The organism is Paraburkholderia polaris (assembly GCF_012927345.1).
GTDB lineage: Bacteria > Pseudomonadota > Gammaproteobacteria > Burkholderiales > Burkholderiaceae > Paraburkholderia > Paraburkholderia polaris.
Genome location: NZ_JABBGJ010000072.1, coordinates 1 through 26767, shown reverse-complemented (window position 1 = coordinate 26767; position 26767 = coordinate 1). Strand labels below are relative to the sequence as shown.

At 61.8% G+C, this 26767-nt stretch carries 20 protein-coding genes; 12 read left to right on the top strand and 8 right to left on the bottom strand.

Going from position 1 to position 26767, the window contains the following annotated elements:
• The coding region (locus HHL24_RS40620; RefSeq protein WP_169490914.1) for a helix-turn-helix domain-containing protein at positions 1–194 on the bottom strand (194 nt) is incomplete at its 3' end.
• A 399-nt stretch (positions 195–593) separates the two neighbouring features.
• Positions 594–1667 (bottom strand): purine-nucleoside phosphorylase, encoded by a 1074-nt coding sequence (locus tag HHL24_RS40615; RefSeq protein ID WP_169490913.1) that lies wholly within the window; start codon positions 1665–1667, stop codon positions 594–596.
• 247 nt (positions 1668–1914) lie between these two features.
• Between HHL24_RS40615 and HHL24_RS40610 the strand changes: the two genes are divergently transcribed.
• Positions 1915–2895, top strand: coding sequence for an aldo/keto reductase (locus tag HHL24_RS40610; RefSeq protein ID WP_169490912.1), 981 nt, complete (start codon positions 1915–1917; stop codon positions 2893–2895).
• A gap of 156 nt (positions 2896–3051) precedes the next feature.
• Here HHL24_RS40610 and HHL24_RS40605 read toward each other — a convergent pair whose 3' ends face one another.
• From HHL24_RS40605 to HHL24_RS40590, 4 genes are all read right to left on the bottom strand, one after another.
• Entirely contained in the window at positions 3052–3957 is a 906-nt protein-coding gene (locus HHL24_RS40605) for a cation diffusion facilitator family transporter (RefSeq protein WP_169490911.1), read from the bottom strand.
• Positions 3958–4113: 156 nt separating this feature from the next.
• Positions 4114–8955 (bottom strand): NAD-glutamate dehydrogenase, encoded by a 4842-nt coding sequence (locus HHL24_RS40600; protein WP_169490910.1) that lies wholly within the window; start codon positions 8953–8955, stop codon positions 4114–4116.
• Positions 8956–9100: 145 nt separating this feature from the next.
• Positions 9101–9877, bottom strand: coding sequence for an alpha/beta fold hydrolase (locus tag HHL24_RS40595; protein WP_169490909.1), 777 nt, complete (start codon positions 9875–9877; stop codon positions 9101–9103).
• Positions 9874–10908, bottom strand: coding sequence for a M14 family zinc carboxypeptidase (locus HHL24_RS40590; protein WP_169490908.1), 1035 nt, complete (start codon positions 10906–10908; stop codon positions 9874–9876). The genes HHL24_RS40595 and HHL24_RS40590 overlap by 4 nt, the downstream gene beginning before the upstream one ends.
• 291 nt (positions 10909–11199) lie before the next feature.
• Between HHL24_RS40590 and phnC the strand changes: the two genes are divergently transcribed.
• The 4 genes from phnC (at position 11200) to HHL24_RS40570 (ending at position 15073) form a co-directional block, all read left to right on the top strand.
• The gene (phnC, locus tag HHL24_RS40585; RefSeq protein WP_169490907.1) at positions 11200–12117 is read left to right on the top strand and encodes a phosphonate ABC transporter ATP-binding protein; all 918 of its coding nucleotides are present in this window, start codon (positions 11200–11202) and stop codon (positions 12115–12117) included.
• A gap of 42 nt (positions 12118–12159) precedes the next feature.
• The gene (phnD, locus tag HHL24_RS40580; protein ID WP_169490906.1) at positions 12160–13137 is read left to right on the top strand and encodes a phosphonate ABC transporter substrate-binding protein; all 978 of its coding nucleotides are present in this window, start codon (positions 12160–12162) and stop codon (positions 13135–13137) included.
• Positions 13134–13976, top strand: coding sequence for a phosphonate ABC transporter, permease protein PhnE (gene phnE, locus HHL24_RS40575; RefSeq protein ID WP_169490905.1), 843 nt, complete (start codon positions 13134–13136; stop codon positions 13974–13976). Before phnD ends, phnE begins: the two co-directional genes overlap by 4 nt.
• Positions 13977–14236: 260 nt before the next feature.
• Positions 14237–15073, top strand: coding sequence for a DMT family transporter (locus HHL24_RS40570; protein ID WP_169490904.1), 837 nt, complete (start codon positions 14237–14239; stop codon positions 15071–15073).
• A 103-nt stretch (positions 15074–15176) separates the two neighbouring features.
• Here HHL24_RS40570 and pdxR read toward each other — a convergent pair whose 3' ends face one another.
• Complete coding sequence (pdxR, locus tag HHL24_RS40565; protein ID WP_169490903.1) at positions 15177–16694, bottom strand: MocR-like pyridoxine biosynthesis transcription factor PdxR; 1518 nt, start codon at positions 16692–16694, stop codon at positions 15177–15179.
• A 123-nt stretch (positions 16695–16817) separates the two neighbouring features.
• Here pdxR and HHL24_RS40560 point away from each other — a divergent pair, with 123 nt between their 5' ends.
• Together HHL24_RS40560 and gabD are read left to right on the top strand one after the other, a co-directional pair.
• Entirely contained in the window at positions 16818–18101 is a 1284-nt protein-coding gene (locus HHL24_RS40560) for a 4-aminobutyrate--2-oxoglutarate transaminase (protein WP_169490902.1), read from the top strand.
• A 986-nt stretch (positions 18102–19087) separates the two neighbouring features.
• Positions 19088–20548 carry an NADP-dependent succinate-semialdehyde dehydrogenase gene (gene gabD / locus HHL24_RS40555; protein ID WP_169490901.1) on the top strand — a complete coding sequence of 487 codons (1461 nt, stop codon included), beginning with the start codon at positions 19088–19090 and terminating at the stop codon, positions 20546–20548.
• A 233-nt stretch (positions 20549–20781) separates the two neighbouring features.
• Here gabD and HHL24_RS40550 read toward each other — a convergent pair whose 3' ends face one another.
• Positions 20782–21729, bottom strand: a complete 948-nt coding sequence (locus HHL24_RS40550) for a LysR substrate-binding domain-containing protein (protein ID WP_169490915.1) — start codon at positions 21727–21729, stop codon at positions 20782–20784.
• A 139-nt stretch (positions 21730–21868) separates the two neighbouring features.
• On the opposite strand from HHL24_RS40550, the gene HHL24_RS40545 reads away from it, so the two are divergent.
• The 5 genes from HHL24_RS40545 to HHL24_RS40525 all read left to right on the top strand — a co-directional run.
• Positions 21869–22714: an FAS1-like dehydratase domain-containing protein gene (locus HHL24_RS40545; RefSeq protein ID WP_169490900.1), complete on the top strand. Its 846-nt coding sequence runs from the start codon at positions 21869–21871 to the stop codon at positions 22712–22714.
• 28 nt (positions 22715–22742) lie between these two features.
• Complete coding sequence (locus HHL24_RS40540) at positions 22743–23903, top strand: acyl-CoA dehydrogenase family protein (protein WP_169490899.1); 1161 nt, start codon at positions 22743–22745, stop codon at positions 23901–23903.
• A 12-nt stretch (positions 23904–23915) separates the two neighbouring features.
• A complete protein-coding gene (locus tag HHL24_RS40535) occupies positions 23916–25094 on the top strand; it encodes a CaiB/BaiF CoA transferase family protein (RefSeq protein WP_169490898.1) in 1179 nt (392 codons plus the stop codon).
• 94 nt (positions 25095–25188) lie between these two features.
• Positions 25189–25938, top strand: a complete 750-nt coding sequence (locus HHL24_RS40530) for an electron transfer flavoprotein subunit beta/FixA family protein (protein WP_169490897.1) — start codon at positions 25189–25191, stop codon at positions 25936–25938.
• A gap of 77 nt (positions 25939–26015) precedes the next feature.
• A partial coding sequence (locus HHL24_RS40525; protein ID WP_169490896.1) for an electron transfer flavoprotein subunit alpha/FixB family protein occupies positions 26016–26767 on the top strand: 752 nt, incomplete at its 3' end.

The following is a 26767-nucleotide window of genomic DNA, read 5'->3' as shown; positions in this document are numbered from 1 at the left end:
ACTTCCTGCTCCATGGCAGCGGGGGTCTTCGAAGGACTGCTGGCAGGGCGCCGGGATTGATCTGACAGCGCGTTCTCGCCGCGCCTGAGCCATTTGTAGCCGGTCTGCCGGCTGATGTTAAAGCGCTGGCACAACTCGGTCATCGTCAGCGTGTCCTGACTGGCCAGATGAACAAATTCCTGTCTGAGGCTCATGGTGTCTCTTGCGTTCCAGGGCATGGTCGGGACCGGGCGTTTTAATACCCGGAAGTGTCAACCATGTCCCCGCACACCTGTCAGCTATGTCTCCGGTCTATACACAGCCGGCAAAGAAAAGTAGGTGCCCCCCGCACAGGGGGAACGCTAATAAACCAATAGCAAAACAAGGAAACCCCAACACCGCAGGCACACAGACAAGTAAGCACCGCGAAGGTAAACAAAACAAGGGAAAAGCCAACACCGCAGGCATACAAACGAACAAGCGCCGCGAAGGCAAAAAAACCAGGAAAATCCCAACACCACAGGCATACAGCCAAACAAGCGCCGCAGGCAAACAACCCAAGAACCGACACCCCCATAAAACACCAACAACGCCGCCGCCAAAGGCAAAAAAACCTACCTCTTCGGCACCCCCTCCCGCCACTCACTCCAACGAGTAGCAATATCCTGCACAAGCGGATTCCCCGACCTGTACAGGTTCTCAATCGCAATCGTAAAGCCCCCTTGCGCAGCATAGTTAAGCAGATTATCCGCACTAGTCTGCCCATCGTATGGCCGATCAAAATCAGACCCAGCCCGCAGCACCGCAACGCGACTCAAATCGACCTTATGCACAGAGGCCGCGCGCTTAAGCGCCTCATACGTAGCGTTATCCTCCTGCTGCGTCGTGCAATAGACACCATTGCCATCCGTCAGAATCTTGGTCCAATCCCGCGCCCGCTGCCCAAGCAGCGTCCCTGACCACCAGGTGTCCCCCGCCAGCGTGTCACATTGAATGACAGTAGGCGGCCGATTCGCAGGCGCATACGAATACTTGGCCCGCGCAGCCTGCGCCTGGGCGTTATCAGACAGCACAACACTACGCGACAAAGCAAACGCCGTATCAGCTAGCTGGGTATTCAACTGAAACACCTCAGTCCGATAGTCGAGCGACGGCTTATCCGCAGGAGTCTTGGCATTGATCCCAAGGTACCCGGTATTCCAGCCAGGCGGTATCTCCCGCCCATCGATCTCCCACTGAATCCCGAAGTCGACCAGGTACTTCGCCCACGCGGCGGACCCGACCGTGCCCTGTTGCGGATCAATCCCCGCAATCCCTGCCACCATAAAGTACGTATGCCGCAAATCGAAGCGCGGCGAGAAGGTCAACGCCATGATCGACGCGGCAGCGTTGCTATGCCCCATGCCGGTGGTCATGACGCACACATCCTGCTTATTGCAATGAACCGTCGGGTAATCGGGCGATAGGCCGTCGACCGTAATCTCGCGCCATGGCCCGAGCCGATCGAGCCACACCTGACCCTCCGGCCCGAACATCGAAATGATCATCACCTTGACCGGCCGCCCGTGCGCGCCACTGTCGCCTTGCGAGAAGCCATCGTTGTCGTCCGCGCTGGCAGGGCCGGATGTCAAGGTGGCGCAAGCCGCGAGTGTAATCACAGAGATTGCGCCAAGTGTGCGAGTCAGCATCGTGATCCTTCCTTTTTTTGCTTGTGATGCAGATTGGGAGAGGGCTGCTTTCAAGCCGAAAGAAGTATAGATGCGAGGAAATTATTTTCCACTACGATTGCGGCATTTCATGCGCCCCGATTGAACCCCTGCCGACCCGCGCGTTCGGTTGACACGTCGGTCCCTCAGCACGTCAACGCGTCCCTTCCTATAATGGAGGCCCGCCAGCACGCACCGCGTTTGTGCGCTTCAACACAGGAGCACCACGATGGATTATGTGAAACTCGGCCGCACCGGCCTTGATGTATCGCGTCTTTGTCTAGGATGCATGAGCTACGGCGTGCCCGCTCGCGGCACCCACCCCTGGTCGCTAGGCGATGAAGCGGCACGCCCGTTTATCAAGCAGGCGCTCGACCACGGCATCAATTTCTTCGATACCGCCAACGTTTATTCGGACGGCACCAGCGAAGAAATCGTCGGCCGCGCGCTGAAGGACTTTGCGAAGCGCGACGAGATCGTGCTGGCCACCAAGGTGAATAGCCGCATGCATCCGGGTCCGAACGGCGCGGGCCTGTCGCGCAAGGCGATCATGGCGGAAATCGACAACAGCCTGAGGCGCCTCGGTACGGATTACGTCGATCTGTATCAGATCCATCGCTGGGACTACGGCACGCCGATCGAAGAAACCATGGAAGCGCTACACGATGTCGTGAAGGCAGGTAAAGCACGCTATATCGGTGCGTCGTCGATGTATGCGTGGCAGTTCACCAAGGCGTTGCATGTGGCTGAACGCAATGGCTGGACGCGCTTCGTGACAATGCAGAACTACGTGAACCTGCTGTACCGCGAGGAAGAGCGCGAAATGCTGCCGCTATGCGAAAGCGAAGGCATCGGCGTGATTCCGTGGAGCCCGCTGGCGCGCGGACGCCTGACGCGCGACTGGAACACCGAGAGCGCACGCTCCGAGACCGACGAATTCGGTCGCACGCTGTACGCGCATACCGAAGACGCGGATCGCCGGATCGTCGAACGGGTCAGCCAGATTGCCAAGGAACGCGGCGTGCCGCGTGCGCAAGTCGCGCTAGCGTGGGTGTTGCAGAAGAAACCGATCACCGCGCCCATCGTCGGTGCGACCAAGCTGCATCATCTGGACGATGCGGTCGCGGCACTGTCGTTGAACCTGAGCGCGGACGAAATCCGTCAACTGGAGGAACTGTATGTGCCGCATGCGGTGACCGGTTTCCAATAAGCGGTCAATGTGACTGCTAGTGGACGCAAAAGGAGGCGCCTGAGCGGCAACATACGTGGAGACCTAAGTGAAGACCTAAGCGGACACACAAGCGCAGACCAGAGCCGCATCCGCCGGCCGCCGACGGACCGGACTACCCGCAAGCGAGACAATGCATCAACCCCGCGGCACGTCCGGTTCAAAAAACACCCAGCGCACCTGCGGAAACGCCGCCTGCAGGTCCGCTTCGATCACGTTGATCGCATCGACCATCGCGCGGCCGCTCGCGTAGTCGATCATTTCGGCCTGCACCGCCACCACCACGTGACGGCCCCACTGCAGCGTAATCATGTTGATGATGCTGCGAATCTCCGAGCGGGCGCGCAGATGCGCCTCGATCGCCCGACGCACTTCCGGGCCTGCCGATTCGCCGACGATCATCGACTTCACTTCGCGCGCCACCAGCCACGCAATCACCATCAGCAACACACCCACACCAACGGAGCCCAACGCGTCGTAGACCGGATTGCCGGTCACCATTGTCAGCAGCACGGCGACGAAGGCTATCGCAAGACCCGCTAACGCGGCGATGTCCTCACCGGCCACCACCAGCAATTCGGACTCGCGCGTTTCGCGAAACCAGCGCCACATGCTTTTGTCGGGATGCGTCTTGCGGATTTCCTTAACCGCGCCCCACAACGAAAGGGCTTCGAGCACCACCGAAACGCCGAGTACGACGAGTGCCACATACGCATACTGCAAAGGCTCACGCGCAAACAAACGATGCACGCCCTCGTACACCGAAAATGCGCCGCCGACAAAGAACAGCAGCAATGCCACCAGCAGCGAATAGAAATTGATCTCGCGGCCACTCCCCATGGGATGCAATGGGCTCGCGGGCTTGCGCGCTTCACGCAACCCGAACAGCAGCAGCAACTGGTTACCGCAGTCGGCGCTCGAGTGAATGGCTTCGGCGAACATCGAGCCGGAACCGGTGAAGGTGGCAGCAGCGAACTTGCAGATGGCGATGCCGAGGTTGGCGGCAAGCGCATAGAAAATGGCTTTCGGCGATTCTTCTTTCATCGTCGTGGAGGGGGTCCGTGAGTTTGCAGAGCGCTTTCGGTTGGCGATAGTTCGTATTATGGACATGCCAGGCGGCATGCGTCCAACCCCGGCGCTGTGTTACGCCGGGTTCGGTGACGTATGCAGCGCATCGACCCTCGCTCGCGGTCCCTCGCGCTATGCCCTTTCGAGCGCAGCCATCTCCCGCACGATCACCAGCAGCATCGAAAGGCTCGCGCCGCCAGTGGCCCGCAGATCGGCAAGCAGGCGCGTATAACGCTCGAGTTGCGCGACGCGTTTCTCGCGCCATGCCTGAACCAATACCTCCGGCGTCGACGCTTCGTCGGCGCCGGCCAGCGCGCTCGTAGTCAGCGCGCGTTTCAGGCGTGCGAGCTCCGCCAGCGCCGTGGCGCGCGCCAGCATGTCCCAGTGCGTGGGCGCCGGCAGTGCGGCCGCGCGCTCGCTGATCCAGCCGTAGTTCAGCAGCGTACCGAGCGCGAAGTAGACGCCCGCCACGAGTTCGAGACTACGCCCGCAGGTCGACGCCACCTCGGCGATGTCGAGCAAAGCCGCCGAGATCTCGCCGCTGGCGATTCGCACCGCCAGTTCGCTATCCACACCGGCGTCCACGAGCACGCGTTGCCGTTCGGACAGCGCTTCCAGATCGGCGCTCGGCAGCAGCGCGGGCCATTGCGGCGCGAGGCGTTGCGCCGCGTCGCGACAACGTGCGAGCAAGCTGGCGACTTCGCCGTCGCTGCCCGCTCCCGATTGCAACTGCCGCAGGAACCAGAGCGCCGAGCGTTCGACCAGCCGCGCCACTTCGACGAACATGCGCGCCTGCACATCGTCGGCGACGCGGTTATCCAGCGCGTCGATACTGCGCCACACGTCGTCGAGGTCGAACACGTCGCGCGCCATGATGCAGGCCCGCACGATGTCGCCAGGCTTCGCATCGGTCTCTTCCATCAGCCGATGCACGAACTCGCAGCCCACGCGATTCACCAGCGCATTGGTCAGATGCGTTGCGAGGATTTCACGCCGCAACGGGTGACGCTGCATCGGCTCGCTAAAGCGCTGCCGCAACGGCTTCGGAAAGTATTCAATCAGCAAGTCGCTGACGAGCGGGTCTTCCGGCATCGACGAGTCGAGCAGGGCGTCGTACAGCCACATCTTGCTATAGGCAAGCAGCACTGCGCGCTCGGGCGTGGTCAGCCCTTGTTTCGCGGCCTGGCGTTCGGCGACTTCTTCATCGGTCGGCAAGAACTCGATCACACGGTTCAGGCGGCCCGCGCGTTCGAGGTAACGCATCAGGCGCGCTTCGGCATCGAGCAATTCGACGCCGTAGCGCCCCGCAATCGAGAGCGCCTGGGTCTGGTAATAATTGTCCTGCAACACGAGCAAGCCGACTTCATCGGTCATTTCCGCGAGCAGTGCATTGCGCTGTTTCTCGGTCATTTCGCCGTCGGAGACGACCAGACCCAGCAGAATCTTGATGTTGACTTCGTGGTCCGAACAGTCGACACCGGCGGAGTTGTCGATCGCATCGGTATTGATCCGGCCGCCGCGCTGCGCGAATTCAATACGTCCGAGCTGCGTGAGACCGAGATTGCCGCCTTCCGCGACGACCTTGCAGTGCAGATCGGCGCCGTTGACGCGAATCGCATCATTGGCTCGGTCGCCGACTTGTAGTTGCGTTTCACGGGTCGCTTTCACGTAGGTGCCGATGCCGCCGTTATAGAGCAGATCGACAGGCGCCTGCAGAATCGCGCGCATCAATTCAGCGGGTGCGAGCGCCGGCGCGCTGATACCAAGCACCGACTGCACCGCCGGAGACAACGGAATCGTCTTGGCAGTACGCGGAAACACGCCGCCGCCCGCGGAGATCAGCGAAGGATCGTAGTCGGCCCAACTCGACCGATCCAGGACGAACAGGCGCCCGCGTTCGGCAAGGCTTACCGCCGGATCGGGATTTGGATCGAGGAAGATATGCCGGTGATCGAACGCGGCCACCAGCTTGATATGCGGCGACAACAGCATGCCATTGCCGAACACGTCGCCCGACATATCGCCGACGCCAACCACGGTGAAATCAGTCGTCTGCGTATCGACGCCCATTTCCCGGAAGTGCCGCTTGACCGACTCCCATGCGCCGCGCGCCGTGATCGCCATTTTCTTATGGTCATAGCCGACCGAACCGCCCGACGCAAAGGCGTCGTCGAGCCAGAAGCCGTATTCCTGGGAGATCGCGTTCGCGTAGTCGGAGAAGGTGGCGGTGCCCTTGTCGGCGGCGACCACCAGATAGGGATCGTCGGGGTCATGCCGCACCACATCGGGCGGCGGCACCACCGTCGTACCCGTGAGGTTGTCGGTCAAATCGAGCAGGCCGCGCAGGAACGTCTGATAGCAGGCGATGCCCTCACGCATCCACGCATCGCGCTCGGTCTGCAGCGGCGGATTCTTCACGACGAAACCGCCTTTGGAGCCGACCGGCACGATCACCACATTCTTCACCATCTGCGCCTTCATCAACCCGAGCACTTCCGTGCGGAAGTCCTCACGCCGATCCGACCAGCGCAGCCCGCCGCGCGCGACACGGCCGCCGCGCAAATGCACGCCTTCCACACGCGGCGAGTACACCCAGATTTCGAACATCGGCTTCGGTTCAGGCAAACCGGGGACCTGCGCGGGATTGAATTTGAACGACAGATACGGTTTCGGATGACCGTCGGCGTCGAAGCGATAGTAGTTCGTGCGCTGCGTGGCCTTGATGACGCCGAGGAATTGCCGGAGTATCCGGTCCTCGTCGAGATTCGGCACCTGATCGAGCGCGCTGTCGATCGTCTTCAACAAGCCGTCGACGCGGGCCTCGCGCGTATCGCCGAGTACCGGATCGAAGCGCGCAATGAACAACTCCACGAGCATACGGGCGATCGCCGGATTGCCGGTGACCGCGCGTTCGATATAGGCGTCGCTGAACGTCGAACCCACTTGCCTCAGATACTTGGCATATGCACGCAGAATCGTCACCTCGCGCGCGCTCAATTGCGCGCGCAACACGAGGCGGTTGAAATCGTCGCTTTCGATTCCGCCAGTCCACACCTGTTCAAAGGCATCTTCGAACAGATCCTTCACGCGTTCGATATCGAACTCCGCATCGTCCGCGAGTTCGAGGCCGAAGTCGTGAATCCACGCAGGCGTGGCGTCGAGCGCTTCGATCAGATAAGGCCGCTCTTCGTCGACACGCACGCCGAGATGTTCGAGCATCGGCAAGCTGCGCGACAACGCAATGGGCAAGCCCGCTCGATACACCTTGAAACGAAACGCGCGCGGCCCTGCTTCGATTGGGCGGTACAGGTTCATTGCGAGCCGCTCGCTGCCCTGCACGCGCTCGATCAACTCGATATCACGCACGGCGGTACGGGCCGGATAGTCGTCGCGATAGCCGGGGGGAAACGAATCCGCGTAGTGTTGCAGGAGACGGTTGCCCTGCTCTTCGCCGAATGCGTCGAGCAATGCGTCGGCGAGATCGTCCTGCCAGCGGCGCGCGACGTGCACAAGTCGCGCTTCGAGTTCGCGCGTATCGACGTTGGGCATGCCGCCGGGCTTCGCATGCACGACGAAGTGAATACGCGCGAGTGTCGACTCCGAGAGCAGCGGTGTGAACTCGACACTTTCCCCGTTGAATGCATCGGCCAGCAGGTTGGCAATGCGCTGCCGCAGATCGGTGTTGTACTTGTCGCGCGGGACGAACACGAGGCACGACACGAAGCGGTCGAACCGGTCGCGCCGCACGAACAGACGCGTGCGCTGATGCTCCTGCAAACGCAGCACACCCAGCGCGATATCGTAGAGCTGGTTCTCGTCGGCCTGAAAGAGTTCGTCGCGCGGATAGGTTTCGAGCACCGTCACCAGCGATTTGGCCAGGTGGCCCTTCGGCAGGAAACCGGCCCGCCGCACGATGTTCGCGCATTTGCGCCGCACGATCGGTATTTCCGAGGCCGACACAAAATAAGCGGTGGAAGTATAAAGGCCAATGAAGCGCCGCTCGCCCGTCACCTTGCCGTCCGCACCGGCCAGCTTGATGCCGACGTAGTCCAGATAGCCCGGCCGATGCACGGTCGCCCGTGAATTGGCTTTGGTCAGGAAGATCGGCGCCGAGCCGGAGATGATGTCAGCAGCGGCCGGTGGCAACGGCGTGACTTCGGCTGCGCCCGGGGGACGCAGCGCGTCACGCAGAATGCCGAGGCCAGAGCCGGGTACCGCGCGCAGGCCAAAGCCGATATCGTGTTGCACCAGTTCATAGTCGCGCTGGCCGAGAAACGTGAAATGATCGGCCACCATCCATTCGAGGAACGCGCGAGCCTCGACACCTTCCGGCCCCGCCTCGCCGGCCTTCATGCCCTTGACGGTGACGCGCGCGAGTTCGACGATCTTCGGCCAGTCTTCCACCGCGGCGCGCACATCGCGCAGCACCTTGGCGATCTCGTCACGCAATGCGTCGAGCTTCGCTGTGTCGCCGCAACGGTCGACTTCGAAGTGAATGAACGAGGCGAGCTGCGAGCGTGTATCGGTGGCATCTTCGGCGCCCTGACCCACTCGCACGATGCTGCCATCCGGCCCGCGCCAGATGCGAAACACCGGATGTACGACTGAATGCAGCGCGAGGCCGAGGCGGTTGACCGCCATCGATACCGAATCGACCAGAAACGGCATGTCGTCGTTGACGATCTCGATCACCGTGTGATCGGAATGCCAGCCGTGCTGTTCGAGTATCGGGTTGTAGACGCGCAGCCGTTCGCTGCCTGGCACGAAGCGCTGCGCGGTTTGCCAGTGCGCGAGCGCCGCGCCGTAAAGATCGGCGATCGAGCGGCTCTGCAGATCGTCGGCGTCGACGAAATCGTAGTAGTGCCGCAGGAAAGGCTCGACGACCTTGAAGGTCGGCTCCGGCAAGCGCCCACGCGCAAATTCGACGACATCGTTGAGCAAGTGAGTGACGGCTTCTTCATTCTTTGCTTGCATGATCAACTCCCCCGGCGGGCGGCAATAGCGACTATCGCTTGATTCGCATGCATCGTCTGAACGGGGATTATGCGCCTGCTACCCGGAAAGCGATGCGTAAGCTCACTTAGGTATTACCCGCTGCCGGTGTGCGTGCTGCCACTGTTTAAAGCGCGGCCTTCGGCTTCCCGGGCTTCTGCATCAGCCATGCGCGAACCTGTTCGCTGGTCCACACCGGGTCGTCGTGCGGCAAGTCGTGACCGGCCCATTCATGCTCTGCATGCGTTGCGCCCCACGCCGCCGCGAGCTTCGCCGAACACACCGGGTTGACCAGCTTATCGGCGCGTGAAGAAAGAATCAGCAACGGGCAACGCGGTTTCGTTGCAGCCGCACTAAAACGCGCGGCGGCCCAAAGCTGCCGTAACGCATTGCCCCGGCTCACCGGCGCACTCCAGCGGATTTCGCTCCATGCATTGAGATCCGCGCCCAGCGTTTCGACGTTATTGCACGTCAGCCGATGAATGCCGCTTTCCGCGCGCGGCGCGGCGCGCCAGTGTGCTGCGACGCCCAGAAGGCCCGGCCATGCGGATGGACGCAAGCGCTCGTGCATGCGGCTGAACGGCCGCATGCTGGTATTGATCAGCACGAGCCGCTCGATCTCGCCGGGATGACGTTGCGCCCAGTCGGTCGCCACCATGCCGCCGAGCGACATCGCCAGCACACGATAGGGGCCGGTTGCTCCGGATTGCAGCGCAGCAATCCGCACGAAGCCGACCATATCCGCGACCGTTGATGGCGCGCGCAAATGCGCGAACTCGCCATTGCCGGGCAGATCGAGCAACAGCAGGCGATCCGTGCCGACCGCTTCACGCAGCAAGCCGGGCAAACGCCCCCAGTGGCGTGTTTCGCGCGTCAGTCCACGCAACAGAATCCACGTGCTCATGACGCTTCCGGTTTGGTCCAATGGTCGATCGCGCTTTGCAGCAATTGCTCGCGACGGTTACCTTGCGGCAGCCAGCGTTGCGACGAGAATGCCGCGCGCGCGAGGAAATCGAGCAGATTCGCATGACGCCGCAGCACACGTGCGGTGCGATGCGCCTTCACCGGATTGAACATGCCCTGACGCGAAAACAGTTGGCGCGGATTCTTCTTGATCCACAGCCACGAGCCGAGTTCGAGCGTCATCGGCAGAAAGACGTTCGGCGGCGGTGTGCGGTCGTACGCGAAGTCCCACAGATCGCCGTGCAACAGATACTGATGGCTCTGCGGTTCGAACGCGTAACCATGATGCGGATGCGCGCGCTCGAACATGGTTTTCAGCACGTACATTTCCGGCAGATGCGGCATCAGCTTGCGCGTGCGCGCGTAAGGAAACCAGATGCTGTCCCGCCAGCCGTAACCCGAGTGGCAGTCGAGCGCAATGCTCAGGGGCCGCGTGGCCATTTCGGTTTCGACCACCCGCAGGAGCGCCGCCGCCTCCGGCTCCATAGGTTCGCCTTGCCGGCCGCGATACCAGGGCAGCCATGCGCCCACCCGCTGGCCGCCGGCGAGCAGCGGCACGCGTTCGTCGGCATTCTGCGGCGCGTTGCGCATCAGATCGACACCGTTGGGATTGGCGCGCGTGGCGGCCCACATGCCGCCCGGATTGACGATCGGCATAAAGATCAGACGAATCGATTGCAATTGCCGCACCAGCAGTTCGTCCCATTCCAGCCGGGCGAGCAGCGCGCGCATGTAGTCGAGCACGAGTTGCGAGCCAATCCGCTCGAGTCCGTGAATACCGCCAAAAAAACCTATCGCCGGTGCGAGCGGGTCGGTCGAACCAATACTCGCGGTGTGCACGGCGAATTTGCGGCCCCGCACCGTCGTCTCGCAGACGGTGCAGATTTCGAAGCTGGCGCTGCCCTGGTCGAGGATCGTCTTGAGATCTTCGTACTCCGCAAAACTGTCGGGCAGAAAGCTCAAAGGCTGCATGACGACGTCGAAAGGAACTGCAAGGTTATTGGGGACGGCACACCGAATGACGCAATATAGCCTGGCTGCGGGCGATCATGCGCGGCCGGCCTCATCCGATGCAAATCGTGTCATACGGGTGTCATTTTTTATTCGAATGAATGACTTCTTACTGCCTTTTTGGCGACGCAAAAACGACACGTGAAGATATAGTCGTCTAGACGTTGCGATGCCTTCACTCAACCGTCACAGACGCTTCCTAGAATAAGCCCCACACATGCCGGCAATGGCCGGATGCTTCAAGGGGTACTTATGGACGCAATTCGGGAAGCAATTCGTATCGAACGCTTGAGCAAGACGTTCAGCAACGGTCGCAAGGCGCTGGACGAAATCGATCTGCGCGTCGAGCCGGGTGAAATGGTTGCATTGATCGGCGCCTCGGGCTCGGGCAAGTCGACGCTGCTGCGGCATATCGCGGGCTTCACGGCCTCGGATGCGCAGCCGTCGCAGATCGCGATACTCGGCCGGCCGATCCAGCAGAACGGCCGCATCGTACGAGAAGTGCGCAGCATTCGCCGCGACATCGGCTTCGTATTCCAGCAATTCAATCTGGTGAACCGCCTTTCCGTGGAGAGCAACGTGCTGATCGGCGCGCTTGCGCGGCTGCCTTTGTGGCGCCGCCTCACCGGCCGCTTTCCGGACGCGGAGCGAGCGTTGTCGATGGCCGCGCTCAATGAAGTCGGCATCGGCGACCATGCTCGCGAACGCGCCGCCAACCTCTCCGGCGGTCAGCAGCAACGCGCGGCATTGGCGCGAGCGCTGGTGCAACGCGCGCGTATCGTGCTCGCCGACGAACCGATCGCCTCGCTCGACCCGGAATCGTCGCGCCGCGTCATGGAGATGCTGCGCACGCTCAACGTCGAGCATCAATTGACGGTGCTGGTGTCGCTGCATCAGGTCGACATCGCCATGCAGTATTGCCCGCGCACCGTTGCGCTGCGTCGCGGCAAGGTGGTCTACGACGGCCCCTCTACCGCGCTGAGGCCTGCCCTGCTCAAGAAGCTCTATGGCGACGACGCCCGCGAACTGCTCGACGAGGCCAGTGCCGATAGCACGGCCAGTCATGCGGACAACAACGCTAACGGGGGCGAGACCAGCGCAGCTGCGCAAGATGCCGCCTCCACCTCGACGCGTTATGCGTTCGCCCTCAATCCGGCGCACTCGAGCTGAGTGCGCCCACCCATTCTGTTCACTCAACCGGATCTCAAAGCGATGAAATTTCTGCGTTCATTGATCACGCTGACCGTCGGCGCAGCCGCATTCGCCTGCGTCGCCACCGCACAAGCCGAGGACATCAACCTCGGCATTATCTCGACCGATTCCTCCTCCGTGCTGAAACAGCGCTGGGAACCGCTGATTGCGGACATGAACAAGCAAACCGGCCTGAACATCAAAGCGTTCTTCGCGACCGACTACGCCGGCATCATCGAAGGAATGCGCTTTAACAAGGTACAGGTCGGCTATTTCGGCAATGCGTCGGCGATCGAGGCGGTGGATCGCGCGCAAGGCGAAGTGTTCGCGAAGGTCCAGTATGCGAACGGCGACGCCGGGTATAAGTCGGTGCTCATCACCAACGTCAACAGCCGCTTCAAGACGCTCGACGACGTGTTCAAAAACACGAACGACGTCACGCTCGGTTTCGGCGATCCGAACTCCACCTCGGGCACGCTGATCCCCGGCTATTACCTGTTCGCCATGCACAACACGCCGGTGAACACGTCGTTTAAGGCGGTGCTGCCGTCGAGTCACGAAGCGAATCTGCTGGCCGTGGTGAACAACAAGATCGACGTCGCGACTAACAACACCGAGATGCTCGACACGCTGAAACAGCAGCACCCGGACAAATTCGCGCAAGTACGCGTTCTGTGGACCTCGCCGCTGATTCCGTCGGACCCGCTCGTGTGGCGCAAGGATCTGCCGCAAGCCACCAAGGACAAGATCCGCAACTTCTTCCTGAATTATGGAAAGACCGATCCGCATGAAAAAGCGGTGATGGCTGCGATTACGGGCTACGCCGGTTTCGCCGCATCGTCGGATGCGCAGTTGCTGCCGATCCGCCAGGTCGCGTTGTTCCAGCAGAAGCAGAAGATCGAGAGCGACACCCATCTTTCCGATGACGACCGCAAGACCCAAGTGGCCGCACTCGACGCCAAGCTGAGCGCGCTCAACACCGCCGTAGCCAAGCAATGAACACGGTTGATCTGATCACGTCGCCCGCGCGAGCGAGCAAAGCGCTCGCCGCACAGACGGCGCACCTTGCCGCCCCCGCCGCGCGCAAGCGCAGCTGGCTGTCGCTCATCGGCTGGATTGCCTTGCTTGCCGTGCTGGGTGGCGCATGGCACGGCGCCGATATGCGTCCGCTCGACCTGCTCTCCGACTCCGGCAACATGGGCCAGTTCGCCAGGGACTTCTTCCCGCCGGACTTCACCGAATGGCACAGCTATTTGCACGAAATGCTCGTGACGCTATCGGTGGCGGTGTGGGGCACCGTTCTCTCACTTGTATGCGCAGTGCCATGCGGACTGATGTCCGCACATAACATGGCGCCGATGTGGATCGTGCAGCCCATGCGCCGCATGATGGACGCATGCCGCGCGATCAATGAAATGGTCTTCGCGATGCTGTTCATCGTCGCGGTGGGCCTCGGTCCGTTCGCCGGCGTGCTGGCGCTGTGGGTGCACACCACTGGCATCCTCGCCAAGCTCTTCGCCGAAGCGGTCGAAGCAATCGATCCGCGTCCGGCCGAAGGCGTGCGCGCCACCGGCGCGACCAGTCTCGACGAAATCATTTACGGCGTGCTGCCGCAAGTGCTGCCGTTGTGGATCTCGTACGCGTTATATCGCTTCGAATCGAACGTGCGCTCGGCGATGGTGGTCGGCATGGTCGGCGCGGGCGGGATCGGCGTGGTGCTGTACGAGGCGATCCGCTCGTTCGACTACGCGCAGACGGCCGCGGTAATGATCATGGTGATCGTCGTCGTGACGGTGATCGATCTGGCGTCTGCGTGGCTGCGCGAACGCGTGACGTGACCGTTTCACGGTTCCTGAATACCAAGGGGTTGGCGAGACGCACTTCGCCAACCCTCAATTAGTTCGCTTCGATGCTGCGTGCCAGCGTGCAAGCGCTGCACCGAGGTTGAGCAGCGGTCTATCGTTGCCACAAATTTCCGGATTTCGCCACACAAAGCCCCTTCACTTTAGTCGTCCACCCCTCCATTCCGGCGTTCTGCTGGAATAATCACGTGCTTGCGGCCGGCCCTCGGCCTTCTTTCTCTTCTCCCTGGTCTTCGATGGACACCTTTGTCGTCTCGCTGGTGCTGCTCTCCGCGCTGCTTCACGCCACCTGGAACGCGTTTCTGCATCTATCCGAAGACCGCGTCTGGCTGCTCGGCATGATGGCGATTCCGTATATCGCCGTCAGCGCGGTCGGCGTGATCGTGCTGCCTTTGCCTGAACCGGCGGCCTGGCCTTACATCTTCGCGTCGGTAGTGCTCGAATTCGGCTACCTGCTGGCCCTGATCCGCGCTTACAAGAGCGGCGACTTTGGGCAAATCTACCCGATTGCGCGTGGTCTTTCGCCGATGCTCGTATTCGTCGGCGCGCTGGTGTTCGCGCACGAAACGCTCAAACCGCTGGCGGCGATCGGCGTGGCGCTGGTGTCGCTTGGCATCGTCTCGCTGGCGTTCCGCCGCGGCATGCGTTTCTCCGGCGAAAGCGTGCCATTCGCGTTGCTCACGGGCTTTTTCATCGCGACGTATTCGGTGGTCGACGGAATCGGCGCCCGCGTGGCGGGCAACGGCCTGAGCTACATCATGTGGGTTTATCTGATCTGGAATATCCCGCAGTTTCTGCTCGCCTGGCATTGGCGCGGCGGCGCCAAAGGTCTTTTCATTGGTCGCACGGTGGTGCTCAAGGGCATCGCGTCCGGCGCGCTGGCACTCACCGCCTATTGCCTGATCATCGAGGCCTACCGCTATCTGCCGATCGCGATGGTCTCCGCGCTGCGTGAGCTGAGTTCGATCTTCGCGGTGTTGATCGGCTGGCTGTTCATGCAGGAGAAGCTGACAACGCGGCGTATCGTGGCGTGCGCACTGGTTGCGCTGGGGGCGGTGTTGATTCGGATTTGAAGCACAGTGGCGCTATGTTAATGCCACGTTGTTGCCGCGTCGTTGCTCCGTTCCGAAGGTGCTTTGAGGCCCCTTTGAGGCCGTAAAGCGCCCTCGCCTGCGCTCACGCAAACTGCACGAGCGTCGCGTCGATCGCATCAGCCAACGTATTGAACGCCGGTGCGATCTCCTCGTCCGGAACACACGCATAGCCGATCAGCAAACCCGACGGCGCCAGCGACGGTTGCGCGTAATACCCCGACAAAGGCCGCACGACGATATTGCGCTCCAGCGCAGCAACAGCCACCGCGCGGTCATCGCTGCCTTCAGGCAATTGCATCACCAGATGCAAACCCGCATCGCCGCCCACGGCCGGCAGCGCATCGCCATAACGGTGCGCGGCGGCATCCAGCAGGGTCTGACGACGCTGCCCGTAAAGCGTGCGCATCTTGCGGATATGCGACGTGAAATGCCCTTCCTCGATGAACTCCGCGAGCATCGCCTGTTGCAACAACTGCCCTTCCCGATATAACTCCGCGCTCGCGGTCGCAAAGCTCTCCGCCAGCGTTTCGGGCACGACCAGATAGCCGATGCGCAAGCCAGGAAACAACGTCTTGCCGAAGCTGCCCACGTAAATCACCTGCCCTGACGTATCCAGACCTTGCAGCGATGCCAGCGGCCGGCTGCCGTAGCGGTATTCGCTGTCATAGTCGTCCTCGATGATCCAGCATTGGTTCTGCCGCGCGTACTCGAGCAGCATACGGCGCCGCGCGAGGCTCATCACCATGCCAAGCGGATATTGATGCGACGGCGTGACGAGCATCAGCTTCGGCGGCTGCGCGAGATCGTCGGCAGAGGGATTGATGCCTTCTTCGTCGACGGCAATCGGCCGCGACTGCAGGCCGGACACGTGCAGCACGCTGCGCACGCCCCAGTAACAAGGGTCTTCGGTCCAGATCACGTCGCCCGCATCGGACAGCAGGCGCACAGCCAGGTCGACCGACTGGTGAATCCCGGTCGTAATGATGATCTGCTCGGGTGTACAACGCACCGAGCGCGACGTGCGCAGATAGTCAGCCAACGCGTGCCGCAATGAGGCCAGCCCGCCGCCCGGCGCGTAGGTCAGCAGGTCCGGGCGCAGCCGGCGCCAATACTTGTTGTGCAGGCGGCTCCACACGCGCGCCGGAAACTTCGTGACATCCGGCACCCCGGGCATAAACGCGCCCCATTGCCGCTTCGACACGCCCGCCCCCGCGATGAGCCGCGCGCCGCGCGCCGACAACGCGCGGTTGCCCTGCAATGGCAGTGGCGCCGGCGATGACTCGAACGGCGCGGCCGGCGCCTCGGCGTCGGGCACGCCGACGAGCTCGTCGGGCGCGCTATCGGAGACGAACGTGCCGCGGCCGGTCGCCGAGCTTACATAGCCTTCGAGCACCAACTGCTCGTACACCTGCGTGACGGTATTGCGCCCGATGCCCAGTTCCTGCGCCAGCAGACGCGACGACGGTACCTTGCTGCCCGCCGGTAATTCGCGCGACAGGATCGCCTGCTGCAACAGCCGATGCAGCTGACGATAGATCGGCTGGCCGTTGCCACGGTCGAGGCGCTGGGCCAGCCAGTCGGACAAAACGCTCGCGCGCATGATTGGCTCCTACATTTTTATTGAAATGGCTCTGAAGTTAAGAGCCAAATCTCATTATAGTCTCTGCATGTGCTGCGCTGAGCGCGCGGCACCCCGCAAAACCGAGGAGCGAAGGAGATAACCATGAAGAATGCAGAACTGAAGAGCCGCAAAGACGCCGCCACGCCGCGCGGCGTCGGGGTGATGTGCGATTTCTACGCTGAGCGCGCGGAAAACGCCGAGCTGTGGGACGTCGAAGGCCGCCGTTTCATCGATTTCGCCGCGGGCATTGCGGTGTGCAACACCGGCCACCGCCACCCGAAGATTCTGGCGGCGATCCGCGACCAGCTGGATCATTTCACGCACACCGCGTATCAGATCGTGCCGTACGCGTCGTATGTCGAGCTGGCTGAGAAGATCAACGCACGTGCGCCGGGCGACCACCCGAAGAAGACTGCCTTTTTCACGACTGGCGCCGAAGCCGTTGAAAACGCCATCAAGATTGCGCGTGCCGCGACCGGCCGTCCGGGCGTGATCGCATTCACCGGCGGTTTTCACGGCCGCACGATGATGGGCATGGCGCTGACCGGCAAGGTTGCGCCGTACAAGATCGGCTTTGGTCCGTTCCCCGCGGACGTGTTCCATGCTCCGTTCCCGAATCCGCTGCACGGCGTGACGACGGCTGATTCGCTGAAGGCGATCGAATTTCTGTTCAAGGCCGACATCGATCCGAAGCGTGTCGCGGCGATTATTTTCGAACCGGTTCAGGGCGAAGGCGGTTTCTATCCGGCGCCGGCCGAGTTCGTGCGCGCCTTGCGCAAGCTGTGCAATGAGCATGGCATCTTGCTGATTGCCGATGAAGTGCAGACGGGTTTTGCGCGTACCGGCAAGCTGTTTGCGATGCATCACTATGACGTGGTGCCTGATCTGATGACGATTGCCAAGAGCCTGGCGGGCGGCATGCCGTTGTCGGGTGTGGTCGGGCGTGCTGACGTGATGGATGCGGCTGCGCCTGGCGGTCTGGGTGGCACTTATGCGGGTAACCCGCTGGCGGTTGCGTCCGCTCATGCTGTGCTGGATATTATCGATGAAGAGGAGCTCTGCGAGCGGGCTACGGTTTTGGGTGATCGTGTTAAGGCAAAGCTGATCGCGCTTCAGAGCGAAGTTCCGCAGATCGCTGATGTGCGTGGGCCGGGTGGGATGGTTGCTGTTGAGTTCTGCAAGGCAGGTGGGACTGAGCCGGATGCTGACTTCACCAAGCGGGTGCAGGCGCGGGCGCTTGAGCGTGGGTTGTTGTTGCTGGTTTGTGGTGTTTATTCGAATGTGGTTCGGTTCCTGTTCCCGCTCACTATTCAAGACTCCGTCTTTGATGAGGCGATGGGGATTCTTGAGGCTGTGCTTAAGGAAAGTGTTGCTGTAGCTGTTTGATGGTTTTTTTGGCCTGCGCGGCGCTTGTTGGTCTGTTTGCCTGCGGCGTGGGCCTTTCCTTGAATTGGTTGCCTGCGTGGCGCTTTTTGTCTGTTTGCCTGCGGCGTTGGCCTTTCCTTGATTTGGTTGCCTGCTCGGCGCTTTCTGTCTGTTTGCCTGCGGTGTTGGCCTTTCCTTGATTTGTTAGTGGTCTATTAGCGTTCGCCCCTGTGCGGGGCAGGCACTTACTTTCTTTGCCGCCGCAAAGAAAGTAAGCAAAGAAAGCGGCTCACACCGCTAATGCTAAGTGGGCACCGTTGCTCGGAAGTGGTAGTGGCTCCGTGGAATCCGGGCCCCCGCAACTTCCACCCGGAGTGACTAGGGTGTCATCAGCTCCCACTCCGCACTGCGTGCGTCGCGGACGGGTCTGCACGGGAAACCAGAGCTTCGGTTGAGTTCTGCGAGGGCCATCGGCTTCGCCTCGGCGAGGCGCGCGATTACTTGGGCTGAGATACACAAGCGCGTAGCGGTACGAGCCAGGCGAATGAGCATTGGGGCCCCGTAGTGCGTTGGCGGGACGGGGCGCCACGGCGCCGAGCGGAAGGCAGGCGCGAAAAGTAGCAGGCGGTTTTATGAAGTGCTGTTCGGCGCGCGCAGCGCCGCCGGAAGTATGACGCCCTTGTCACTCACGCCGAATGTGAGAGAACACGGATTCCACGGAGCCACTGACTGTTCTGAGCTACGGTTCCCGCTTAGCATGAGCGGTTTGAGCTGCTTTCTTTTGCCTACTTTTCTTTGCAGCCGGCAAAGAAAAGTAGGTTCCCCCCGCACAGGGGGAACGCTAATAGACCAATAGCAAAACAAGGAAAGCCCAACACCGCAGGCACACAGACAGTAAGCGCCGCGAAGGCAAACAAACCAAGAAAAGCCCAACGCCATAAGCGCACAAACAAAAAGCGCCGCGAAGGCAAAACCCTTACATTTAAAGACTCAGGAGCAAACCCAAAATGCCGACGCTAGTCCTAAAAGACCCCACCCTTCTAAAAACAAAAGCCTACATCGCAGGCGAATGGCAATCCGCCGAAGACGGCGCAACGTTCGACGTAAAAAACCCTGCCACAGGCGAAACAATCGCCACCGTGCCCCGCATGGGCACAACCGAAACCCGTCGGGCAATCGACACAGCCAACGCCGCATGGCCAGCATGGCGAGCCACCACCGCCAAACAACGCGCCACGATCCTGCGCAAATGGCATGACCTGATGCTGGAAAACGCCGACGATCTGGCAAAGATCCTGACCACCGAACAAGGCAAGCCCCTCGCCGAAGCCAAAGGCGAAATCCTGTACGCCGCCTCGTTCCTGGAATGGTTCGCAGAAGAAGGCAAACGCGTCAACGGCGACACCATCCCCACACCGGCAAGCGACAAACGCATCGTCGTGACGAAAGAACCGATCGGTGTCTGCGCAGCCATCACGCCGTGGAATTTCCCGGCGGCCATGATCACGCGTAAAGTCGGCCCGGCGCTTGCCGCCGGCTGCCCGATCATCGTCAAACCGGCCGAAGCCACACCGTTGTCGGCACTCGCCCTTGCCGTACTGGCCGAACGCGCCGGTGTGCCGCGCGGCGTGTTCAACGTCGTCACCGGCGAGCCGAAAGCCATCGGCTCGGAAATGACCGGCAATCCGATCGTGCGCAAACTGTCCTTCACCGGCTCGACGCCGGTCGGCCGTCTGCTGATGGCGCAGTGCGCGCCGACGGTCAAGAAAGTGTCGCTCGAACTCGGCGGCAACGCGCCGTTCATCGTCTTCGAAGACGCGGATCTGGATGCGGCCGTCGCGGGCGCCATCGCGTCGAAATATCGCAATAGCGGCCAGACCTGCGTTTGCACGAATCGCTTCTACGTGCACGATAAAGTCTACGACGCATTCGCCGAAAAACTACGCGTCGCCGTCGAACAACTCAAGGTCGGCCGTGGCACCGAAGACGGCGTCACGCAAGGTCCGCTGATCAACGAAGCCGCCGTGCTCAAGGTTGAATCGCATATCGAAGACGCCCTCGCCAAAGGCGCACGCATCGTCACCGGCGGCAAGCGCCATGCGCTCGGTCACGGCTTCTTCGAGCCGACCGTGCTCGCGGATGTCACGCCGGCCATGAAGGTCGCACGCGACGAAACCTTCGGGCCGCTCGCGCCGCTGTTCCGCTTCTCGTCGGATGAAGAAGTGATCCGCCTCGCCAACGATACGGAATTCGGCCTCGCGTCGTACTTCTATAGCCGCGATATCGGCCGCGTCTGGCGTGTCGCGGAAGCGCTCGAATACGGCATGGTGGGCATCAACACCGGGCTGATTTCCAACGAAGTCGCGCCGTTCGGCGGCGTCAAGCAATCCGGTCTTGGCCGCGAAGGCTCGCATTACGGTATCGATGATTACGTCGTGATCAAGTACATGTGCGTCGGCGGGATTTGATCCTTTACTGTAAAGGATCGGACATTGGACTTACGCCGACAGCTTGAAGTCTGTCTTCAGCATCTGCCAGGCCTCTCCGTTGCCCGCGCTGAGTGCGTTGATCTCGTCGTCGAGTGGATTAATCCAGGCATTCGACGCTGAACGAGACGGGGCGAGCTCAATCAACGCGCGCGGCTACAGCGCCGCACTCGATCTTCGAAGCGCGCTTTGCCGCATGCGGGCGCTTCGCGGTATCAGTGAGCGTCGCCAGGCGGGCGCAGTGTAATGCCCGTCCAGGCCCCGCTTTCGGCGAGTTCTGCAATCAGTTCGACGATGATCTGACGGACGGCCAGCGTGGCCGATATGACCGGCGCGGTGTTCGACCAGCACAGGCTGGCGGGTCGGCGGATTTCCGGGTCCACGATCCGGCGCATTTTCGGCCGGTTGGCGACCTCGCGTGATGCAAGTGCGGAGGCGGGCAGGATGGTGCATGCCGCGCCCGAATGAGCAATGGACAACAGGGTGGGCAACGAATCAATGTCGGCGACGATATTCAGCGGTATCGCCTCGCGCGAGAAGGTCCGTTCGAGCAGGAGGCGCAGCCCATTCGTCACACTCGGCGCGACCAGCGAGGCGCCGGCAAGAGACGCAAGGCGGCAGGTCCGCGCTCGCGGCGCAACATCGCCGCCCGGTTCTCCGAGCAGATACAGCTCTTCGTCGAACAACGGCATCGCGGTGATGCCGGCCGTATTGGATTCGCGAAACAGAATCGCCAGATCGAGTCGCCCATTCGCCAGCAGCTCGTTGATGTACCCGCTCATGCTCTCGAAGAATTGCAGGCGGATGCCCGGATAACGCGCTCTCACTCGCTCGAATACGGGCACCGCGAGCAGTGGGGTCATCGTGGTGGGAAAGCCGACGGCGACCGTGCCGGACTCCCCGCCTACGTCCGCCTTGATCTCCTGCCGCAATTGATCCATCTGCCGCAGCATCAGCCTCGCGTGCCGATAAAGCGCTTGCCCCGCCGGTGTCGGTTTCATTCCTTGCGAGCTGCGCACAAGCAACGTGACGCCGAGATCCGCCTCGATCTTCGCGACCTGCTGGCTCAGCGAAGGCTGCGCGACGTAGAGCTTCTCTGCAGCTTTCCCGAGGCTTCCATATTCGACGATGCTGACGAAATAGCGGAGTTGGCGAATGTCCATGATGCAGGTGGTCGAATGGGATGCCATAGGATACTCCTATGACGGGCACGCCCAATAGGTATTTCCGTTGCGACCGCTATTCACATACAGTGGGCTCATTCCTATTCCAGGCGGCTGGCATTTAGCCGTGGAGACAGCAATGAACGCAACCCACGCGAGCCTCATCGACGGCGCCACTCAGGTCATTCACGATCTGATTTCCCCGGCTCCCGCCACGGCACTGGCCGCGGCGCTCGATCGCAACACCGGCCTCAAGCTTGGCGACGCACTTCCGCCCATCTGGCATTGGCTCTATTTCTGGTCCGTCGCGCAGCAATCCGATCTGGGAGCGGACGGTCACCCGCGCACCGGCGGTTTCCTTCCCGACCTCGGTTTGCCGCGCAGGATGGCCGCCGGCGGTCGTCTTTTCTTTCATAACCCGCTACGAATCGGCGACGCCGCGACACGTACATCGCGCGTATTGTCGATCGAGAACAAGGCGGGACGCAGTGGCCGCCTCGCGTTCGTCACGGTCGAACATGCGATCGCGGCCGCTGGCCACGCCGTCATTCGCGAAGAGCAGGACATCGTCTACCGCGAAGCCGCCGAACCTGGCGCGCCGCCGCCACGCCCGCAGCCCGCGCCCAGCGGCGCGCACTGGCAACGCGAGATCCTGCCCTCGGAGGCCCTGCTGTTCCGCTACTCGGCGCTGACCTTCAACGGCCATCGCATTCACTACGACCGGGACTACGCGCGAAACGCCGAAGGCTATCCCGACCTCGTCGTCCACGGCCCGCTCATCGCAACGCTGCTGCTCGATCTATTGGTCCGCTCGCTGCCCGGCGCGACCGTTCTCGACTATGCGTTCAAGGCGGTCCGACCCACGTTTCTCGGCCACGCGTTCACGCTGTGCGGTCGCCCCTCGGCGGACGGCAAGTCGGTCGAGCTGTGGGCGCAGGACCACGATGGCTGGCTGACGATGTCCGCCCGCGCGACGCTCGCCTGATTTATCAAAATTTCCCAAGGTACCCACGATGATTCACGCACCCGATCAATATCAAGACCTTCGCGAAGCCGTCCGCGATCTGTGCAGCCAGTTTCCGGGCGAGTACTTCCGCAAGATTGACGAGGAGCGCGGCTACCCCGAAGCCTTCGTCGACGCGCTGACGAAGGCCGGCTGGCTCGCTGCGTTGATTCCGCAGGAATACGGCGGCTCGGGCCTCGGCCTTACGGAAGCGTCGATCATCATGGAAGAAATCAACCGCTCCGGCGGCAACTCCGGCGCGTGCCACGGCCAGATGTACAACATGGGCACGCTGCTGCGCCACGGCTCGGACGAGCAGAAACAGCGCTATCTGCCGCGCATCGCGTCTGGCGAACTGCGCCTGCAATCGATGGCCGTCACGGAACCTACCACGGGCACCGACACCACCAAGATCAAGACGACGGCCGTGCGTAAGGGCGACCGCTACGTCATCAACGGCCAGAAGGTGTGGATCTCGCGCGTCCAGCACTCGGACATGATGATTGTGCTCGCGCGCACGACGCCACTGTCCGACGTCAAGAAAAAGAGCGAAGGGATGTCGATCTTCCTCGTGGATCTGCACGAGGCGACCGGTAAGGGCCTGACGGTCCAGCCGATCCCGAACATGGTGAACCACGAGACGAACGAGCTGTTTTTCGACAACCTCGAGATTCCCGCGGAAAACCTCATCGGCGAAGAAGGCAAAGGCTTCAAGTACATCCTCGACGGGCTCAATGCGGAACGCACGCTGATCGCCGCGGAATGCATCGGCGACGGCTATTGGTTCATCGACAAGGTGTCGCAGTACGTGAAGGATCGCGTCGTGTTCGGCCGGCCGATCGGCCAGAATCAGGGCGTGCAGTTCCCGATCGCGCGCGCATACGTCAACGTCGAGGCAGCGAATCTGATGCGTTTCGAGGCCGCCCGACGCTTCGACGCGCACGAGCCGTGCGGTACGCAGGCGAACATGGCGAAGCTGCTCGCGGCCGATGCGTCGTGGGAAGCGGCCAACGCCTGCCTGCAGTTCCATGGCGGCTTCGGCTTCGCGTGCGAATACGACGTCGAGCGCAAGTTCCGCGAGACGCGCCTCTACCAGGTCGCGCCGATCTCGACGAATCTGATCCTGTCGTATGTCGCGGAGCACGTCCTCGACCTGCCCCGCTCGTTCTGACGGAGAAACGTCATGGGTTCGCTTTCAGGTATCACCGTCGTCACATTCGAGCATGCGATTGCGGCGCCGTTCTGTACACGTCAGCTCGCTGACCTCGGCGCGCGCGTCATCAAGATCGAGCGGCCGGGTACGGGCGACTTCGCGCGGAACTACGACGAGCGCGTGTCGGGGCTCGCGTCACACTTCGTTTGGACCAATCGCTCGAAAGAAAGCCTGACGCTCGACGTCAAGCAGCCTGACGCCGTCGATATCGTTCACCAGTTGCTCGCTCAGGCCGACGTGCTCGTGCAGAACCTCGCGCCCGGTGCGATGCAACGCATGGGGTTCGACTACGCATCGCTGCACGAACGCTATCCGCGGCTGATCGTTTGCGACATCTCAGGCTACGGCCTCGACGGCCCGTATCGCGACAAGAAGGCTTACGACCTGCTGATCCAGAGCGAATCGGGCTTCCTGAGCATCACTGGCTCCGAAGACGAGCCCGCCAAGGCGGGTTGCTCGATCGCCGACATCGCCGCGGGCATGTATGGGTACACGAACATCCTGTCCGCGCTGATCGAACGCCAGCAGACCGGACGCGGCCGCCACATCGATTTGTCGATGCTCGAAAGCATGGTCGAATGGATGAGTTACCCGCTCTACTACGCGATCAACGACCAGCCGCCGCCGCGTCGAACTGGCGCATCGCATGCGACGATCTTCCCGTACGGTCCGTTTGTCGCCGGCGACAGCAAGACGGTCATGCTTGGGTTACAAAACGAGCGCGAATGGAAAAGCTTTTGCGACGTCGTGATTCGTCTGCCGGAGATTGCCGGCGACGACCGCTTCAACGCGAACAGCAAGCGCGTCGCGAATCAGGATCAACTTCGCGAGATCATCCATGAGGTCTTTTCTACGTTGAGGGCGGACGAAGTCGTCGTGCGTCTGGAGGAAGCCGGTATCGCGAACGCTCAGGTAAACGATATGCAGGCCGTCTGGAATCACGGTCAGCTGCGCGCGCGTGGGCGCTGGACTGAGGTCGATACGCCGGCGGGCCGTGTGCCCGCCCTCTACCCGCCAGGATTGACGGCGCGGGATGAACCCGTGATGGCAGCTGTGCCGGCGCTCGGCGAGCACACTGAGGCGGTTCTGCGTGGCCTCGGCTATGACGAGACCCGCATTGCGGGACTGCGTGAACGGGGCGTCGTCTAGCATGGGCGAGAGGAGTCCTCGTCGGAACGTGACGGTTATGTTTTAAGGTCCGCGCAGTTTGCCGCGGAAGGTTGGATCGAAAAGGAGAGACAGAGTGAAGGTATTGGTCCCGGTCAAGCGCGTGGTCGACGCGAATGTGAAGGTCGGCGTGAAGTCTGACGGCACGGGCGTCGACATCGCGAACGTGAAGATGTCGATGAATCCGTTCGATGAGATTGCGGTTGAGGAAGCGGTGCGTCTGAGGGAAGCGGGCGTGGCGACTGAAGTGATCGCTGTGTCTTGCGGCGTGACACAGTCGCAGGAAACGCTGCGCACAGCGCTGGCGATTGGTGCGGACCGCGCGATCCTGATCGAGTCGAACGAAGCGCTGCAGCCGCTGGCCGTCGCCAAGCTGCTGAAGGCGCTGGTCGACAAGGAACAGCCTGGTCTGGTCATTCTCGGCAAGCAGGCGATCGACGACGATTCGAACCAGACCGGCCAGATGCTGGCTGCGCTGGCGAATCTGCCGCAAGCCACGTTTGCGTCGAAGGTTGTCGTAGCAGACGGTAAGGCTACCGTGTCGCGCGAAGTGGACGGCGGCGCTGAAACGCTGTCGCTGACGTTGCCTGCCGTAGTCACGACCGATCTGCGCCTGAACGAGCCGCGCTACGTGACGCTGCCGAACATCATGAAGGCGAAGAAGAAGCCGCTGGAAGTCGTCAAGCCGGAAGACCTCAGTGTTGATGTCACGCCGCGCCTGAAGACGCTGAAAGTCGTTGAGCCGCCGAGGCGCTCCGCCGGTGTGAAGGTGCCGGATGTGAAGACACTGATCGAGAAGCTGAAGACCGAAGCCAAGGTGCTCTAAGTAAAACGGCAACTACGTTGCATGGGACCGGAGTAAGCGCTAAAGCGCTAACTCCAGTCGACACGGAGACGGACGAAATGACGAACCTGGTAATTGCAGAACACGATAACGCGTCGATCAAGGCCGCGACGCTGAACACGATTGCCGCCGCGCAGAAGATCGGCGGTGACATTCACGTGCTGGTGGCGGGTCACAACGCACAAGCTGCGGCCGACGCAACAGCGAAGATTGCAGGTGTGTCGAAGGTGTTGCTGGCCGACGCGCCGCAACTCGAAGCGGGGCTGGCCGAAAACGTCGAAGCGACGGTGCTGAACATCGCGAAGGACTACACGCACATCCTCGCGCCGGCGACTGCTTACGGCAAGAACATCGCGCCGCGTATCGCCGCGAAGCTCGACGTCGCGCAGATCAGCGACATCACGGCAGTGGACAGTGCCGACACGTTCGAGCGTCCGATCTACGCGGGCAATGCGATCGCTACGGTGCAATCGACTGACCCGATCAAGGTCATCACGGTCCGCACGACCGGTTTCGACCCGGTCGCGGCAGTCGGCGGCAGCGCCACAGTCGAGAAGATCGAAGCCGCGGCCGACACCGGCCTCTCGCAGTTCGTGAGCCGTGAAGTCACGAAGCTCGACCGTCCGGAACTGACCTCGGCGAAGATCATCGTCTCGGGCGGCCGCGGTCTGGGCAACGGCGAGAACTACACGAGGGTTCTGGAGCCGCTGGCCGACAAGCTGAACGCAGCGCTAGGCGCATCGCGCGCAGCCGTCGATGCGGGTTTCGTGCCGAACGACTATCAGGTCGGCCAGACCGGCAAGATCGTCGC